This window comes from Dehalococcoidia bacterium (genome assembly GCA_035310145.1).
Classification (GTDB): domain Bacteria; phylum Chloroflexota; class Dehalococcoidia; order CAUJGQ01; family CAUJGQ01; genus CALFMN01.
Genome location: DATGEL010000054.1, coordinates 39,292 through 56,517, shown reverse-complemented (window position 1 = coordinate 56,517; position 17,226 = coordinate 39,292). Strand labels below are relative to the sequence as shown.

At 69.0% G+C, this 17,226-nt stretch carries 14 protein-coding genes; 7 read left to right on the top strand and 7 right to left on the bottom strand.

Features of this window, described 5'->3' with window-relative positions:
- Window positions 1–18 precede the first annotated feature (18 nt).
- The 6 genes from efp to dprA all read right to left on the bottom strand — a co-directional run bounded on the left by efp (window position 19) and on the right by dprA (window position 6,885).
- Window positions 19–582 (bottom strand): elongation factor P, encoded by a 564-nt coding sequence (gene efp, locus VKV26_11275; protein ID HLZ70471.1) that lies wholly within the window; start codon window positions 580–582, stop codon window positions 19–21.
- Complete coding sequence (locus VKV26_11270; GenBank protein ID HLZ70470.1) at window positions 579–1,694, bottom strand: Xaa-Pro peptidase family protein; 1,116 nt, start codon at window positions 1,692–1,694, stop codon at window positions 579–581. The genes efp and VKV26_11270 overlap by 4 nt, the downstream gene beginning before the upstream one ends.
- A gap of 42 nt (window positions 1,695–1,736) precedes the next feature.
- Entirely contained in the window at window positions 1,737–2,183 is a 447-nt protein-coding gene (gene aroQ, locus VKV26_11265; protein ID HLZ70469.1) for a type II 3-dehydroquinate dehydratase, read from the bottom strand.
- Window positions 2,184–2,191: 8 nt separating this feature from the next.
- Window positions 2,192–3,361, bottom strand: coding sequence for a tyrosine recombinase XerC (locus VKV26_11260; GenBank protein HLZ70468.1), 1,170 nt, complete (start codon window positions 3,359–3,361; stop codon window positions 2,192–2,194).
- 72 nt (window positions 3,362–3,433) lie between these two features.
- A complete protein-coding gene (gene topA / locus VKV26_11255) occupies window positions 3,434–5,707 on the bottom strand; it encodes a type I DNA topoisomerase (protein HLZ70467.1) in 2,274 nt (757 codons plus the stop codon).
- A 65-nt stretch (window positions 5,708–5,772) separates the two neighbouring features.
- Window positions 5,773–6,885: a DNA-processing protein DprA gene (gene dprA, locus VKV26_11250; GenBank protein ID HLZ70466.1), complete on the bottom strand. Its 1,113-nt coding sequence runs from the start codon at window positions 6,883–6,885 to the stop codon at window positions 5,773–5,775.
- Window positions 6,886–7,195: 310 nt separating this feature from the next.
- Between dprA and VKV26_11245 the strand changes: the two genes are divergently transcribed.
- Window positions 7,196–8,419 carry an AI-2E family transporter gene (locus VKV26_11245; protein HLZ70465.1) on the top strand — a complete coding sequence of 408 codons (1,224 nt, stop codon included), beginning with the start codon at window positions 7,196–7,198 and terminating at the stop codon, window positions 8,417–8,419.
- Window positions 8,420–8,545: 126 nt separating this feature from the next.
- On the opposite strand, the gene VKV26_11240 is transcribed toward VKV26_11245, so the two are convergent.
- Window positions 8,546–10,150: a PKD domain-containing protein gene (locus VKV26_11240; protein ID HLZ70464.1), complete on the bottom strand. Its 1,605-nt coding sequence runs from the start codon at window positions 10,148–10,150 to the stop codon at window positions 8,546–8,548.
- A gap of 211 nt (window positions 10,151–10,361) precedes the next feature.
- On the opposite strand from VKV26_11240, the gene VKV26_11235 reads away from it, so the two are divergent.
- The 6 genes from VKV26_11235 to VKV26_11210 all read left to right on the top strand — a co-directional run bounded on the left by VKV26_11235 (window position 10,362) and on the right by VKV26_11210 (window position 17,085).
- A complete protein-coding gene (locus tag VKV26_11235) occupies window positions 10,362–11,468 on the top strand; it encodes a deoxyguanosinetriphosphate triphosphohydrolase (GenBank protein ID HLZ70463.1) in 1,107 nt (368 codons plus the stop codon).
- A 51-nt stretch (window positions 11,469–11,519) separates the two neighbouring features.
- Entirely contained in the window at window positions 11,520–12,443 is a 924-nt protein-coding gene (locus tag VKV26_11230) for a hypothetical protein (protein HLZ70462.1), read from the top strand.
- A gap of 43 nt (window positions 12,444–12,486) precedes the next feature.
- The gene (dnaG, locus tag VKV26_11225) at window positions 12,487–14,484 is read left to right on the top strand and encodes a DNA primase (protein ID HLZ70461.1); all 1,998 of its coding nucleotides are present in this window, start codon (window positions 12,487–12,489) and stop codon (window positions 14,482–14,484) included.
- A 155-nt stretch (window positions 14,485–14,639) separates the two neighbouring features.
- Window positions 14,640–16,247 (top strand): RNA polymerase sigma factor RpoD, encoded by a 1,608-nt coding sequence (rpoD, locus tag VKV26_11220; protein HLZ70460.1) that lies wholly within the window; start codon window positions 14,640–14,642, stop codon window positions 16,245–16,247.
- 73 nt (window positions 16,248–16,320) lie between these two features.
- Entirely contained in the window at window positions 16,321–16,821 is a 501-nt protein-coding gene (locus VKV26_11215) for a GNAT family N-acetyltransferase (protein ID HLZ70459.1), read from the top strand.
- A 36-nt stretch (window positions 16,822–16,857) separates the two neighbouring features.
- Window positions 16,858–17,085: an FmdB family zinc ribbon protein gene (locus VKV26_11210; protein ID HLZ70458.1), complete on the top strand. Its 228-nt coding sequence runs from the start codon at window positions 16,858–16,860 to the stop codon at window positions 17,083–17,085.
- Window positions 17,086–17,226 lie beyond the last annotated feature (141 nt).

The following is a 17,226-nucleotide window of genomic DNA, read 5'->3' as shown; positions in this document are numbered from 1 at the left end:
GGCTCCCGGCGGCCGCGCTCACGATGAGGCACGCTCCAGGTATTCGCCGGTGCGCGTGTCGACCTTGAGCACGTCGCCTTCCTTGATGAACAGCGGCACCTGCACGGTGAGGCCGGTTTCCAGCTTGGCCGGCTTGTTGCCGCCGGTGGCCGTGTCGCCCTTGAAGCCCGGCTCCGTATCCACGACCTTCAGATTGACGCTGGTGGGCAGCTCCACGCCGATCGCGCTGTCGCCGTGCGTGAGCACGTCGACCAGCTCGTTCTCCTTGAGGTAGTAGAGCGCGTCGCCGACCTGGTCCTTGGTCAGGGCGATCTGGTCGTAGGTCTCGGCGTTCATGAAGTAGTAGAGGCCGTTGTCCTCGTAGAGAAACTGCATGGGCGAGCGGTCGATGTGCGCCCGCACGAACTTTTCCGAAGCCTGAAAGGTGCGGTCGATCGTGTGGCCGGCGCGCACGTCACGCAGCTTGAGCCGCACCTGGGCGCTGCCGCGGCCGACCTTGTTGTGCTCGTAGCTGAGCACGGTGTAGAGCTTGCCGTCCAGCTCGATCGCGATGCCGCGTTTGAACTCGCCGGGGGTAATCATCCGGAAACTCCTGTCACGCTGGTCAGATCTGAGACATGCAGCTTCGGGGCGTTGCTGAGCACGCGGCAGCGGCCGTTTTCGAGCACGAACAGGTCCTCGATGCGCACGCCGCCCCAACCGCTGAGGTAGATGCCCGGCTCGATCGAGAAGACCATGCCCTCTTGCAAGACCGATTTGGACGTCGCCTTCAGCCAGGGTTCCTCGTGCACCTGCAGCCCAATGCCGTGCCCGAGACCGTGGCCGAAGTTCTCGCCGTAGCCGGCCTCTGCGATCACTTTATGCGCGATCTTGTGCGCCAGCTCGCCGCTCATGCCGGGCTCGATCAGCTCCGCCGCCGTCTGCTGCGCGGTGAAGACGATGTCGTAGATCGCGCTGAAGCGGGCGTCGGGCGTGCCCAGGAAGAGCGTGCGCGTCATGTCCGAGCAGTAGCCGTCGAGCAAGGCGCCCATGTCGATCACCACGCCCTCGCCCTCGCGCAGCAAATCCTGCCCGGCGCGGGCGTGCGGCATGGCGCCGCGGGCGCCGCCGGCGACGATCGGCGTGAAGCTTGTGCCCTCGCCGCCGTGGTCCTTGATGTAGTTCTCGATCGCCCGGGCGGTTTGCAGCTCCGTCCCGCCGGCCTTCAGCTGGGCCGCCGCGTGGTTGAAGGCCGCATCGCCCAGGGCGACAACGCGCTCGAGCGCGGCGATCTCGCCCGCATCCTTCAGCGCACGCAACGCCTCAACCAGGCTCTCGGAGGAGACAAACCGCGGCCGCTCCGCCGCGGGCATCGCGTCGATGATCTTCACGATCTGCTGATAGTCGGCGTAGCTCAGGCTCGCCGCCTCGAAGCCGAGCCGCTGGCCGCCGAGGCCGAAGATAAGGCCGGGAAGCCAGTCCGCCATCGTCCCGACGGTCTGGTAGAGGCGGAACCGCGGACACTGCACCCCGGCCTGCTCCCAGTAGCGGAAGTCGGTGGCGATCACGGCCTCGCCGGCCGTGATCAGCAGGTGACCGGCGCTGCCCGTGAAGCCGGAGAGATAGCGGCGGTTGAACGGGTCGGAGACGAACAGCGCGTCGAACTGCTGCTCGGCGAGCTTCTCCCGCAACCGCGCCAGCCGTGCGTCGATCACCTCGCGTCTCCTTCCGACATCCTGAGATCGCGCGCCGGGCGATTACCCGTTCCGTCGCTCTTCCAGCATGCCGATCAGCGCGTCCAGCGCCGCCAGGTAGCCCCTCCAACCGAGACCCGCCACCTGCCCCAGCGCCACCGGCGCGATCACGGAGGTGTGGCGAAAGCTCTCCCGCGCGTGGATGTTCGAGAGATGCACCTCGACCAGCGGCCGCTCGCAGGCTTCGAGCGCGTCGCGCAGCGCATAGCTGTAGTGCGTGAAGGCGCCCGGATTGATCAGAATCCCGTCCGCTGCGGGCGCCTCGCGTTGAATGAAGTCTAGCAGAGCGCCCTCGTGGTTGGACTGGAAGGCGACGATCTCCGCGCCGAGCGCGGCCGCCCGCTCGCGCACCCGCGACTCGATCTGCGCCAGCGTGGTCGTGCCGTAGACCTCCGGCGCGCGCGTGCCCAGCGTATTGAGGTTGGGGCCGTTGATCAGCAGGATGCGCACGAGTGGCCTCACCCCCCAGCCCCCTCTCCAGTTCCTGGAGAGGGGGAGGCTGCGGTATGAGCTTTTGAAATGGGTCGGGAGGAGCGCCCGGCGTGGGAGGCTTCCTCCTGGTTCCTATTTTCTGTTTCCTTCTTCCTATTTCCCCGTCCTGGCTGCCAGACGTTGTAGAACGCCTCGGTGTAGACCTGGCGCTGGCGGGCCTCGGTGACGTGCGTGTAGATCTGCGTGGTGCCGGCGCTGGCGTGGCCGAGCAACTCCTGTACGACGCGCAGGTCGGCGCCGCCGTCGAGCAGGTGCGTAGCGAAGGAGTGGCGCAACAGGTGCGGATGCGCCGCCAGTGAGACGCCCGCCTGCACGCCGGCCTCTCGCACCATGATCTGCACCGCCCGCGCCGAGAGCCGGCCGCCGTCGCGGTTGAGGAACAGCGCCCGCTGCCGCTCCGGCTTCTCCGTCGCCTTCGCCAGCCCGGGCCGCGCCTCGCGCAGGTAGCGCTGCAACGCCTCGACCGCCGGCACGCCGAGCAAGACCACGCGCTCCTTGCTCCCCTTGCCGCGCACCGTCATCTGCGCCTGCGCGAAGTCCACGGTATCAAGGTCGAGCGCCACCAACTCGGCCACACGCACGCCGGCGGCGTAGAGCAGCTCGAGGATGGCGCGGTCGCGCAGGCCGAACGCGTCGTCGGCCGCAGGCGAAGTGACCAACGCGGCGGTCTCCGCTTCATCCAGCACGCGCGGCAGGCGGTGCTCGCGCTTCGGCGGCCGGGCGCCGTTGAGCGGGTCGTGCGGCAGGATCTCCTCGCTCACCAGCCAGCGGTAGAAGGTGTGAATCGTGCTGACCTTGCGTGCCACGCTGCCGCGCGACAGCCGCGCGTCCGCCAGCGTGGCGAGGTAGGCGCGGAACACCTGCCGGTCGATGGCCAGCAGATCGCGCCCCTCTGCCGCAAGCCAGCGGGCAAACGCGCCGAGGTCGCTCGCGTAGTTGCGCAGTGTCAGCGGCGAGCGCCGGTGCTCGGCGGCGAGCGCATCGAGGTAGCGTTCGATGAACTCAGGCGGCGGCGCATCACGCTGCGCCCGCTCGGCCGTACGCCCGTCGCCTGTGTCCGCGGCCAGTTCGGCAGCCAGATCGGAGAGGACTGACCCCGTGGCGCCGGTCCCCTCCCCTGTTCCTCGCTGTGGCAAGATCGCGCCCCGCGAGATGTTTCGCGACTGCCTATTTCCTATTTCCTGTATCCTATTTCCTCGTTCCCGCCGCTACGCCGAGACCTCCAGCGGTTGCGCGGCGTCATCGCTGCGGCGCTGCTCGCGGTGGCCGCACTTCAGGCACTTGACCGCGTTGGCGCCGTCGCTTGCCATGAGGTAGCCGCAGACCGGGCACTTCTCGCCCGTGGGCCGCGTCCAGCTCACGAAGGTGCAGGTCGGGTAGTTGCCGCAGCCGTAGAAGGTGCGCCGGCCCTTCGTGCGCCGCTCCACCAGCGGCCCGCCGTCTTCGGGGCAATCCACGCCGATCTTCTTCTGGAAGGTCTTGGTGCCCTTGCACTCCGGGTAGCGCTCGCAGGCGAGGAAGCGGCCGAAGCGGCCCATCTTCACCACCATGCCCGAGTCGCAGATCGGGCACTTCTCGTCGGTGACGGCCTGCTGCTCCTCCTGGCCGGCGAGCGGCCGGCTGTTCTTGCACTCCGGGTAGCCGGTGCAGGCCAGGAACTGGCCGAAACGGCCCCATTTCACCGCCATCGGCCGGCCGCACAGCTCGCAAACCTCGTCGGTCAGCTTCATCAGCGCCGGCGCCCGCTCGGCCTCGTCGAGCGACTTCTGCAGCGGCAGGTAGAACTCGTTGACCACGGGGCTCCAGGGCCGGTTGCCCGCCGCGATCTCGTCCAGCTCCTCCTCCATCTGCGCCGTGAACTTGAGATCCACGACGTTGGCGAAGTAGCTGGCGAGCAGGTCGTTCACGTCGCAGCCCAGCTCCGTCGGCTTCAGCGCCCGGCCGGCCTTTTCGATGTAGCCGCGGTCGGTGACGGTGGAGAGGATCGTCGCGTAGGTGCTGGGCCGGCCGATGCCGTTCTCCTCCAGCGCCTTCACCAGCGTCGCCTCGGTGAAGCGCGCCGGTGGCTCGGTGAAGTGCTGCTCCGGCAACAGCTCCCGCAAGTTCAGCGGCTCGCCGGCGGTCAGCTCCGGCAGGGCGCGGGTGTCGGCGTCCTCGTCGGCGCCCTCTTCCGTGCGCTCAAAGTAGACGGCGCGGAAGCCGGCGAAGCGCAGATGGCTCGCCGTGGCGCGGAAGAGGAAGCGTTCGCCGTCCGCCGGCGTGGCAATGATGTCGACGGCGGTTACGTCGAGCAGCGCGTCAGACATCTGCGAGGCGACGGCCCGCTGCCAGATCAGTTGATAGAGCTTCTGCTGGTCGGTGGTGAGGAACTTGCGGATGCGCTCCGGCTCGCGCCAGACGGAGGTCGGCCGGATCCCCTCGTGCGCTTCTTGCGCGCCTTTCTGCTTCTTCGTGTAGCTGCGCGGCTTCTCCGGCGCGAAGCCCTTGCCGAACTTCTGCGCGATGTAGTCGCGGATCTCGGTCTTTGCCACGTCGGCCATCGCCGTCGAGTCCGTGCGCATATAGGTGATCAGGCCGACCTCGCCCTCGGCGCCGAGGTTGCGGCCTTCGTACAACTGCTGTGCCACGGTCATCGTGCGCCGCGCCGTGAAGCCCAGCCGCCGCGATGCCTCCTGTTGCAGCGTGCTGGTGGTGAACGGCGGCGATGGGCGGCGCGCCTGCTGGCGCTTGCGCACGTCGGAGACCGCGTAGGCAGCGCCGCGCAGCCGTTCGACCAGGGCCGTGGTCTGCTCCTCGCTGCCCAGCTCCAGCTCACCGCGCTTCTTCTCGGCGAAGCCCTGCAGGCGGGCGCGGAACGACTCGGCCGCGTCGCGCTGCTGCGACAGGTCGGCTTCGATCGTCCAGTACTCGCGCTTCTGGAACTCCTCGATCTCGCGCTCGCGGTCCACAACCATGCGCAGCGCGACGGATTGCACGCGGCCGGCCGAGAGCCCGCGCCGCACCTTGTTCCAGAGCAGCGGGCTGATCTTGTAGCCCACCAGCCGGTCGAGCACGCGCCGCGCCTGATACGCGTCGACCAGCGGCATATCGATGTCGCGCGGGTGCTTCACGGCGTCGGTGATCGCATCGCGCGTGATCTCGTGGAAGACGACGCGCTGATGCGGCACCTTCTTCAAGTCGGCGGCCTCGAGCAGATGCCAGGAGATCGCCTCGCCCTCGCGGTCGGGGTCCGTGGCCAGGAAGACCGAGCGGGCGTTCTTGGCCGCTTTCTTGATCTGGCCGACGACGTCTGACTTGTCGCGCGGGACGATGTACTGCGGCCGAAAGCCGTGCTCCACGTCCACGCCGAGCTTGGATTTCGGCAGGTCGCGCACGTGCCCGATCGAGGCCTTGACGTCGTAGTCCTTGCCGAGAATGCTGGCCACCGTCTTCGCCTTGGCGGGCGACTCGACGATGACGAGATGCTTTTTTGCCTGTGCCATGTTATTTCCGTTCGCACCGCGGCGTTCCCGCGGCGTGTTCCCCTGCTCTATGGTTCTATCGGCCGTCAGGCGGAGTACGCCTGCCCAAGCTCCCGCAGCCGGACGTACTGCATGCCGCCCACCTGGCGGACGTATCCTTTCAACTCTAACAACGCCAGCCCGCTGCTGACTTCGGCCGCCGAGAGCCGGCTGGCCCGCGTCACTTCATCAATATGCGTCGGCTCGACGCCGAGCAGCCCGAGCAGCGCCGACTCCGCCGCCCCCTCGGGTACCGCGGCCGCGAGCTCGGCCTGCTGAACAACCGCGGAGAGATTCAGCTCCGACAGGATATCGTCCGCCGTGCGCACCAGCCGCGCCCCCTCCTGAATCAGGGCGTTGGCGCCGGCGCTCATCGGCGAGTAGATGCTGCCCGGAACCGCGAAGACGTCACGATTGTCATCGGCTGCCAGCTTTCCCGTCAACAGCGCCCCGCTGCGCTCCGGCGCCTCTGTGATGACGACGCCGAGCGAGAGGCCGGCGATGATGCGGTTGCGCCGCGGGAAGGCATCCTTGATCGGCCGCGTGCCCAGCGGCAACTCGCTGACCAGGGCGCCGTGCTCGACGATCTGCCGCGCCAGCCGTTCGTGCGCCGCCGGATAGACGATATCGACGCCGTTGGCCATCACCGCCAGGGTGCGCCCGCCTGCCCGTACCGCCGCGGCGTGCGCCGTGGCGTCCACACCGCGGGCGAGTCCGCTGATAATCGTGATCCCCGCACCTACCAGTTCCGGCACAAGCTGCTCAGTGACCTGCTGGCCGTAGCGTGACATCCTGCGCGTACCGACCACGGCGAGGGCCAGATCATCTTCCGGCAGCAAGCTGCCCCGTATGTATACCACCGGAGGGCGGTCAAAAGATTCCTTCAGCAGCCGCGGATAGCGATCGTCGTGCCAGGTGAGCGCCTCGACGCCCAGCCGCTGCAGCGCGGCCAGCTCGGCCTCGGGCGAGATGCGCGGTCGCTGCGCTTCGACGGCGGTCACGCTGCGCTCGTCCAGCCCGGCGGCGCGCAGCTCGCCGGATGAAGCCTCCCACGCGGCCGCGAGGGAGCCGAAGGCCCGTTCCAGCCGCTCGTAGCGCGCCCGGCCGATCGTGGAAATGCGGTTGAAGGCGACCCAGTAGGCGGTTTCTGTCAGCACCATCTGAGGAAACAGAGAACGTGGCCGGCTTCCATCGGAGCCTTGGGCGGCCGCGGCGCTCTGGCGCTCTCTTCCCTGTTCCCTGCTCCCTGTTCCATAACTTGGCGCAGTGTAACAGCCGGACCTACAATCCAACCATGATCCGCGGTCGCGGGCCACGCGGTCCTTTCGGCCGGCCCACATAACGCGGACAGGGTGGTCGGGGCCGGAAGGCAAGCGCGGGCGCCGGATGTGCATCCGCAACCCGGATCATCGGCGCCAGCGCGCAGCCGCGGGCGGAGCGGCAGGCCGCGCCACGGCTGGAGCGGCCCGCATGGAGCGCAATCCCTGGCTTCGCCTGCTGATCGTCCTGGGCTGCGCCTTGCTCGGCGTGCAGCTCTTCCTCGTGGTCTGGCACTTCGGCGCCCATTTCGCGCAGACGCTGCTGATCTTCTTCCTCGCCTGGATGCTGTCTTTCATCTTGAACCCCGCCGTCAACTGGCTGGCGCGGCGCTGGACGCTGGGCCGCGCGGCAGCGGTTGCGGCGGTCTATCTCGGCATGTTCGGCGTCGTGGCGCTGGCCGGCGTGCTGCTGGCGCCGCCGCTGGTGAACCAGGTCGAGACGCTGGGCAGAACGGTGCCCGAGTATCGCCAGAACACCGGCAAGCTGGTCAGCGACGTGCAGGACTGGCTGCACCACCGCGGCATCAACGTCGACCTCAGCGGCGTGAACACGGAAGACCTGAGCAAGCAGATCGACAAATCCGGCGCCCAGCTCGCACAGAACGCCGTGGGCCTCGCGCCGAAGATCATCGAAGGCATCTTCGACACAGTGATCATCCTGGTCGTCTCGTTCTACATGATGCTGGACGCGCCGCGGATCACGTCGGCGATGCTCGGCGTCACGCCGGAGCGCTACCGCCAGGACGTGCGCATGCTCTTCGCCAGCATCGATCACAGCTTCGGCGGCTACGTGCGCGCCTCGGTGATCCTGGCGCTGATCTATGCCGTGGGCACCGGCCTGACCATGTGGGCGACGGGCATTCCCTTCGCGCTGCCCGTCAGCCTGTTCGCCGGCTTCATGCTGATCATCCCCTTCATCGGCGACGTGGTTGCGGTGATCCCCACGATCGTGATCGGCGCCGTGACGGTGTCGCTGGTCAACGTGATCATCGCGGTGATCGCGATGGTGGCCCTGCAGCAGCTCGTCTTGCAGATCCTGCGGCCGCGCATCATGGGCAAGAGCGTCGGGCTGCACCCGCTCTGGGTGCTGGCGGCGTTCTTCATCGGCGCCGGCGCCGCGGGCATCTGGGGCGCCCTGTTCAGCGTGCCGATCGCGGCGATCATCCAGTCGGTGGTGCAGCTCTACTACTACCGTGTCACCGGTCGGCCGCAGCCGGCGGCGCTGATGGCGCTGGCGCGCGAATCGGGCGCCGAGCCGTATCCCCTGCGCCGCGAGCCGCGCCCGCACGCCGACGATCACGCGGCGCTCACCGCCGACGGCACCGCCCCCCCCGACGATCGCCCGGCAGCGACCGTGCGCAACCGCGAAAGCTAAGCCGGGCACACACGCGGCCCGGCCCTCGCCACCCCGGGCGTAGCAGAGAGCCGGGGAGCGAGGCATGAGCCTCGCTCCCCGGCCGATCCCGCCAAATCGTGATCCCGCAGCCCTGAACCTGCTTGCTCACGCCCCCGGCTCGGTCAGCGTTGCCGAGGCGTTGACGCAGATGAACACCGCATCCAGCCGGTTCACCGAGGGCAGGTCGGTCGCCTGCGTGGCGCCGGGGAAGAACGCCTTGTACTTCGAGGTCGCGGGGTCGCTCAGCTTCCAAATCCCCAGCAGCGCGGAGGCGGGGCTGATGCCGCTGGCCACTGTCGACGTCGGCGTGTTGTCGGGGAAGGTCAACGCCACGTTGTTGCAGCCCTGCACGAGTTGCACCGTGCGCGGACCGGTCGAGCCGCCGCCGCCGATCGACACGACCGCCGTCGCCGCCACGGCCACGCCGGTCGTGTCGGTCGCCGTAAGCGTCAGCGTGTAGCTGCCGCTGCTGGCATAGGTGTGGCTCGCGGTCTGGCCCGTCGCGGTGCCGCCGTCGCCGAAAGCCCAGACGTACGAGGTGATCGTGGCGCCCGGGTTGGTCGTCGTGGCCGTGCCGGTGAAGTTGATCGCCGTCCCGGCCGTGCCCGTGTAGGGCCCGCCCGTGTTGACGGTAACGCCGCGCTCGCTGTTCTGGCCGATGGTCGCCGTGCCCGAGCCGCCGCTGCTGGAGCCGGAACCGCCGATCGTCGCGGTCGTCGTGTTCGACGACGACTGGCCCGAAGAATCGGTCACCGTCAACGTCACGGTGAAGGTACCGGCGGCGGTGTAGGCGTGTTGCACCGACTGGCCGGTGCCCGTGCCGCCGTCGCCGAAGTTCCAGGTGTAGCTGGTGATCGACGCGCCGGCGTTCTGTGTGGTCGCGAAGCCGCCGAAATTGATCGCCTGGTTGACGGCGCCGGTGTACGGCCCGTTCGGCGCCACCTGGATCTTCGGGTTGGTGCTGCCGCCGGTGCCGCCGCTGCCGCTGCCGCTGACGACGACCGACGACGTGCCGCAGTTCGTGTGTCCCTGGTTGTCGGTCACGGTCGCCGTGACGCTGTAGGTGTTGCCCGAGGAGTAGCTGTGCGACGCCGTATTGGAGGCGGTGGCCGCCTGCGTCGTCCCGTCGCCGAAGTTCCAGGCGTAGGTCTGCGGTGTGCCGCCGCTGACCACGGCGACAAAGGTCACAACCTGGTTCACGCTGGCGCTCGCCGGCTGAGCGATCACCTGCACGCCGAGCGGATTGCCGGTCACGGGGTTCGGCGTACAGGCGCCTGTGCCGCCGCTGCCCTGCCCGATCGTCACCGAGAAGGTCGATGCGCCGGAGTCGCTGGACGGGGCGCAGCTATCGGTGGCGATCACGTAGCCGGCGCCGGTGGTGGTGAAGGCGTAGGAGATCGTGGGGCCGGTGCCGATCTGGGCGTTATTGAAGGACCAGGAAAAGGTGGTGGTCGTCGCGCAGGAGGCGCCGGAAGCCACCGCCCCGAGCTGGATCAACTGGCCCGCGGCGGCGGTGATCGTGTAGTTCGGCGCGTTGCCGCTCACGCCCACGCCGGAGATCGACACCGTAAGCGTGGCGGCCCGCGCGGGCGCCGCGGCCCGCACCCCGGCGGCGAGCAACACGATCGCCGGCAGCAGCAACGCCGTCCGTCGCAGCCACGCGCGCGGGACACCGGCGGCGGCCCGCCGGAGTGCCTGTCCCTGCCTCATTCGTCTCCTCCTGGTTCAGATCGGCGCCACGCGCCCGCGCGGGGCATGAGGGCCAGCCGCATTCCAGACCATCCGAGCCCGCGGCAGATACGCACCAGTTATAGCATAACAAGCGGTCGAGACAAGGGTGTTCTGACACCTTCGCCCGGATTGTAGACAAACGCCGCCGCGGTCGGGGATCATACCGCTGGAGTAGATTGCGGAGATGGCCGTGACCGACGAGCGGGAGGCAAGCGCCCAGGCGCGGTTTGCCAGCGTGCAGGCGCTGCTGGCCGCGCGGGAGCGCGCCCTTTCGCCCTTCGCCGCACGCAGCGCCAGCAGCCGCGGCCGCGAGCGTCCCGAGCCGCCCTCGCTGCTGCGCACGGAGTTCCAGCGCGACCGCGACCGCATCCTGCACTCGAAGGCGTTTCGGCGGCTGAAGCACAAGACGCAGGTCTTCATCGCCCCCGCCGGCGACCACTACGTCACACGCATGACGCACACGCTGGAAGTGGCGCAGATCGCGCGCACGATCGCGCGGGCGTTGAACCTGAACGAAGATTTAACGGAAGCGATCTCGCTGGCGCACGATATCGGCCACGCCCCCTTCGGCCACGCCGGCGAAGAGGCGCTGGCCGAGTTGTTGGGCGTGAGCTGGCGCCACAATGAGCAGGGCGCCCGCGTGGTGGAGAAGCTGGAGAACGACGGCCGCGGCCTCAACCTCACCTGGGAGGTGCGCGAGGGTGTGATCAAGAGCTCGAAAGTGCGCAAGGACATCTTCGCGGAGGCCTGGGGCACCGCCTCCACGCTGGAAGGTCAGATCCTCAAGATCGCCGACGCCGTCGCCTACCTCAATCACGACATTCTCGACGCGATCCGCGCCGGGATGCTCTCGGAGGACGCGCTGCCGCGCGAGGTGCATCGCGTGCTCGGCGCCAGCCACTCCGAGCGGATCAGCACGCTCGTCAACGACATCGTGCTCGCCTCCTGGGCCGCCACCGGCGAAGTCGCCGGCGTGACGGAGCCGCGCATCGCCATGAGCGACGAGGTGCGCGCCGTCACCAACGCGCTGCGTGAGTTCATGTTCGAGCACGTCTATCTGCTGGAAGACCGCCAGGCCGAGGTGCGGCAGGCGCGCGAGATTCTCGGCTTTCTCTTCGAGTATTACGTCGAGCATCCCGAGGAACTGCCCGAAGGCTTCTCGCTGCCCGACGACCCGCTTCGCCTGCGTGTGGCAGACTACATCTCGGGTATGACCGATCCGTTCGCCATTCGCCTGGCCGCGGGCATGGGCTGCGAGGCGGCGCAGCAGTGGCAGAGCCGCACCGTGCTTCCCTGAATCACTGCCGTTTCAGCCCATCTCGCGGCACTTCGCGGCCGAGGGCCATTCGTGACCGTCGCCCAACAGCGTATCCTGCTCGTCCTCGGCGGCGTAGTCGGCATTCTCGCCGTCTTCCTGATCGCGATTCTCCTCGTCGGCGCCGGCGGCGGGCACAACGCGCCGCCGGTGCACGTGGTCACGCAGAGTTCAACGCCTTCTGCTACGCCGACGCCCACGGCTGCCGCCACGAGCACGGCGGCAAGCCCCACGCCCTCCGGGATCAGCGCCCGCACGCGCGGCGCCGTCTCCGTCTTCGCCAGTCCCGATCCGCGCGCCGCCGTCGTGGCACGGCTGCCCGGCGGTCTGACCCTGGCGGTGGCCGGCCGCAGCGACGACGACCAGTGGTTGCTGGTCAACTTCAGCACGCAGCAGGGCGCGCCCAGCAACGGCACCGGCTGGCTGCAGGCCAGCGGCGTCGAAGTCAACGGCGACCTCGCGCAGGCGCCGATTCTCAGCTCGGCCGAAACGCCTTCGCCGTCACCAAGTCCGTCCCCGTCTCCATCGCCGTCGCCATCCCCTTCGCCCACGCCCTCGCCGAGCCCAATGCCAACGCCAGGCCCCGCGCCCACCCGGCCGAGCGCCGAGCTTCCGGACCTGGTGCTGCGCGACTTCAGCGTGTTGCAGAACGGCGCCGGCGCGGGCTCGCTCGTGGTCGAAATCGGCAACGCTGGTCGGGCGGCGCTTTCGCGCCAGCCGGTCGAGCTGATTGGGGTCGATCAGACCGGCGCTACGGTCTTCGACCTGACGACGGGACCGCTGAGCATCGAGCCGGGCGCCCTGCAGGAGATCCGCACGGCCTACAGGCCCACGGGCCGCACGATGCTGACGGTCGTGATCAACCCCAATCACACGATCGCCGAGTCCGACGCGCCGCCGGGCTTTCCCGACACCAATAATTCGTTGACCAAGGCCGTGTTTCCACCGAACCCGTAACTTTTCGCACCCTCACGGTGTTACTACGGGTGAGGGATGCTGCGTGAGCGACAACGCCGTCGAAACGGTGCGCGGGCAGGTGGATATCGTCGAGCTGATCGGCGAGCAGGCGCGGCTGCTGAAGGCGGGCCGCACCTTCAAGGCGCTGTGCCCGTTCCACAACGAAAAGACGCCCTCGTTCGTGGTCAATCCCGAGCGCCAGACCTGGCGCTGCTTCGGGCAGTGCGCCGACGGCGGCGACGTCTTCAGTTTCGTGATGAAGCGCGACGGTGTGGACTTCGTCACGGCGCTGCGCACGCTTGCCGAGCGCGCCGGCGTGGAACTCGGCCGCGGGCCGGACCCGGTGGCGCAAGCGGCGCACGAGCGGTTGTTCGCCGCGAACGAGGCGGCGATCGCCTATTTCAGCCAGGCGCTCGCGGGCAGCAGCGCCGGCGCCGAGGCGCGCGAGTACGTGGCGCGGCGCGGCTTCGACGCGGCGGCGATCGCCGGCTTCGAGCTGGGCTTCGCGCCGGAGGGCTGGGACAACCTGCGCGGCTACCTGCTGGGCAAGGGCTTCCGCGAGGAGGAGCTGCTCGAAGCGGGCCTGCTGACGATCGGCGAACACGGCTCGCCCTACGATCGCTTCCGCCGCCGGCTGATCTTCCCGATCCGCGACGAGCGCGGCCGTGCCGTCGGCTTCGGCGGCCGGGCGCTGGACGACGCGAAGCCGAAGTACCTGAACACGCCGCAGACGCCGCTGTTCGACAAGGGCGGGCTGCTGTTCGCGCTCGACCGGGCGCGCGAGGCGATCCGCGAGGCGGGCGAGGCCGTGGTTGTCGAAGGCTATGTGGACGCGATCACGGCGCACCAGTTCGGCTACAAGAACGTCGTCGCCACGCTGGGCACGGCGCTGACGCCGCGCCACATTCAACTGCTGCGCCGGCTCACCCGCCGCGTGACGCTGGCGATGGACGCCGACACGGCAGGCATCGAGGCGGCGATGCGCGGCGAGGAGGTCGCTCGTGAAGCCACGGGCGACGGCGAGCGCGGCGACGACATCGTGCGCTGGGACGGGCTGGTGCAGCACCAGGCGCGCTCGCCCGTCGAAGTCCGCGTCTTCACCGTGCCCTCGGGCAAGGATCCGGACGAGGCGATCCGCGAGACGCCTGAGGGCTGGACGGCCTGGGTCGGCGGCGCGGTCTCGCCGTTCGATTTCCGCCTGCGGCAGGAGCTGGCCCGCACCACTATGAGCGATCCGCGCGCCCGCATCGAGCTGGCCGACCGCCTGCTGCCGCTGTTGCTGAAGATCGACGATCCGGCGCTGCAGGCGGCCTATCTCTCGCGGCTGGCGCAGGAGGCCTCGGTTCCCGAGCAGACGCTGGCGCTGCACCTGCACGAGCTGACGCCGCGCAAAGATCGCGGCCAGCGTATCGTAGTTCGCGAACGTGTGCGGGATGCGCGGCCAGTCGACGAGCCGGCCGAGGCAGAGCCGGCGGTTCCGGCAGCGCGGCCCGATCCGGTCGAGGCGTTCGTGCTGGCCCTGCTGCTGCGCGTCCCCGAGCTGCGGCAGAGCGGCGAGGCGCTGGAGCCAGGACTGTTTCAGCGGTCCGTCTACCGCAGCCTCTTCGCCCTGTGGCTGGAGGCGCCCGAACTCGTGGATGAGCGCGTGCCCGTCGAACTGCGGCCGGCGCTGGATGAGTTGCGGCGGCAGAACCTGGCCGCCTTCACGCCGCTGAACGCCGAGCCCGCGCTGGCCGATGCCGCCGCAAAGCTGCGCCACCGCGCGTTGATCGAGCAGAAGCGGCTGCTGGACGCGGAGCTGGCCGACGTGCAGAGCCAGATCGACGAGGGCGCAGCCTTCCGGCTGATGCAGCAGTTGGCCGAGGCGGCGGAGACGCCGGACCTGGCCGACGTGCCCGAGCCGGTGATCGCGCACACCAACCACCTGCGCGCCAACCACTATTTGAGCCGCGAGGCGCTGACCGTGGAGTGGGAGCTGCGCACCGGCCAACTGCCGCGCTGGGCCGCCGCTGAACCGGAGAGCGACGCGACGGCGTATTGACGTACGAGCGACAATAGCTTCCCCTGGCGAGACGCCGCAGGCGCGGCGGGCGCGTCACTTGAACGGATGAACGGGTCGAACAGCTGAACGACGACATACGAGAGATCACGGAAGACGGCCTGCAGCGAGCGGCTGGAACGAGAGGCGAGGAACAGATGGCAAAGAACAACACCACCGCGCGGGGCGAGACCGCCCTGGCCCGGCCGGCCCGGTCAACCAGCAACGGCGCTGCGAACGGCAAGAACGGCCACGCCGCCGCCACGCCCGAGCAGGCGCTGGTTGCGGCCGGCGCGGCAACCGCGGCGGAACCGGGTTCGGCCGTCGGCGCGGCGCTGACGCGCGCGGCACGCCAGGCCTCGCTGGCGCCGTTGGACGAGGTGGCCGAGCCGGAGATCGCGGCGAAGCTGGAAGAGGAAGAAGAGGAAGAACCGGAAAAGGATCTCGAGGCCGGCCTGCCCGCCGAGGAGCAGGAGGGCATCGACGACCCGGTGCGCATGTACCTGCGCGAGATCGGCAAGGTCTCGCTGCTCTCCGCCGACGATGAGAAGCGGCTCGCGCGGCAGATGGAGGAGGGCAAGCACCTGCTGCGCCTGGCCGACACCTGGCAGATGAGCATGGGCCGCGTCGCCGGCTCGTCCGAGATCGGCTACATGCTCTTCATGGAGGTGGACGAGCTGCGGCCGATCATGCAGTCGATCTGCGAATACGCCGCCGTTGTGGAGACCGATCTCGCCGGCATCATCGGCAGCGCGGCCTTCCGCAAGGTCGTGGACGCCGAGATGGACCCCGAGGCCGCCGAAAAGGTACGCCAGGACCACGGCTACCCCAACGACGAGCAACTGATCGCCGAGCACAAGATCGTGCAGCTCTCGATCGTGACGCATATCCTCAACCCCGAGCTGGTGCGCCAAACCGAGGCGACCTTGCCGGAGGGCACGGCGATCCTGCCGCCGCCCGACGGCCTGGCGCAGCGCATCGCCGCTACGCCGGACGTGCTGCGCCAGTACGCCGACCTCTTCCGCCGCATCGACGACGAAGGGCGCAAGGCGGAGAAGCGGCTGACCGAGGCGAACCTGCGGCTTGTGGTGTCGGTGGCGAAGAAGTACATCGGCCGCGGCATGTCGCTGCTGGACCTGATCCAGGAAGGGAACATCGGCCTGATCCGCGCGGTGGAGAAGTTCGACTACCGCAAGGGCTACAAGTTCAGCACCTACGCAACCTGGTGGATCCGCCAGGCGATCACCCGCGCCATCGCCGACCAGGCGCGCACGATCCGCATCCCCGTGCATATGGTGGAGACGATCAACAAGCTCGTGCGCGTCAGCCGGCGGCTGGTGCAGGAGTTCGGCCGCGAGCCGACCAGCGAAGAGATCGGCCGCGGCATGGAGATCACGCCGGAGAAAGTCCGCGAGATCATCAAGGTTTCGCAGGAGCCGGTCTCGCTGGAGACGCCGATCGGCGAGGAGGAAGACAGCCACCTGGGCGACTTCATCCCCGACGATGCGGCGCTGGCGCCGGCCGATGCGGCCTCGCACCAGTTGCTCAAGGAGCAGGTGGAAGACGTGCTCGCCTCGCTCACCGGCCGCGAGCGGCGTGTGCTGCAGTTGCGCTTCGGTCTGGAAGACGGCCGCAGCCGCACGTTGGAAGAGGTCGGCCGCGAATTCGGCGTTACGCGCGAGCGCATCCGCCAGATCGAGGCGAAGGCGCTGCGCAAGCTGCGCCATCCCTCGCGCTCGAAGAAGCTGAAGGACTACCTGGATTAGGGAACAGGTGGCAGGGAACAGGGAACGGGAGCGTCGGGAGGGTGCCCGAGCGAGGGCCGGCGCCTTTTCGGTCGTGGTGCGAGCGCTTGCCGGAGTCGAGCTGCCTGCCGTGGAGCAGGCGCTCGGCTCCCCGGCGTATGCAGGACAGCACGCGCGGCGCTTCGGTTTTCAGCAGCGCGGCAAGGCGACGTATCTGATTGCCTGGCTCGGGGAGGAGCCGCTGGGGCACCTGCTCGTGCGCTGGGGCGGCGCCCCGCGCGACGATGTGCCCGCGGCGCTGCGCCAGCGGCCGTATCTGGAAGCCGCGGCGGTGCTGCCGGAGTTCCAGTCGCGCGGCGTCGGCACACGCCTGTTCGGGGCGGTCGAGGCGCTGGCGCCGGAGCGCGGCTTCTGCGAGCTCGGCCTCGCCGTCGGCGTCGAGAACGTGCGTGCCCGCGCGCTGTATGATCGGCTCGGCTACCTCGATGCCGGCAGCGCGCCCTTCCGGCTGACGTGGTCCTATACTGACGCCGAGGGCCGGCCCGGCATCGAGGGCGAAGACTGCCCGTACATGATCAAGCGCTTGCACGGCTGACCCGCGGCTTCTCGGCCGCGCCAGGGAGATACAGCGATGCCCGTTTACGAGTACTACTGCCCGACGTGCACCACGAAGTTCGAAAAGCTGCGCCCGATGGCGGCTGCCGACCAGCCGGTCGCCTGCGCCGCGGGTCACCCGAAGGCGCAGCGGCTGATCTCCATCTTCGCCAGGCCGGCGCGCGGCAGCGCGTTTGAAGAGCTGCCAATGGCATCGGGCGACGGCTGTGCCTGCGGCGGCGCCTGCTCCTGCGGCGGGCACTGATGGCGCGATCTGGTCGGGAGCGCTCGCCGTTGCGCCCGCCCTGTCCGCACTCAGGACGTGGGCTCACCGAACGTTTGGCCTGAACCAGCCGTCAGAGCTCGATGTGTGCAATGGATCCGGCGGAGACCTCCTTCTTTTCGA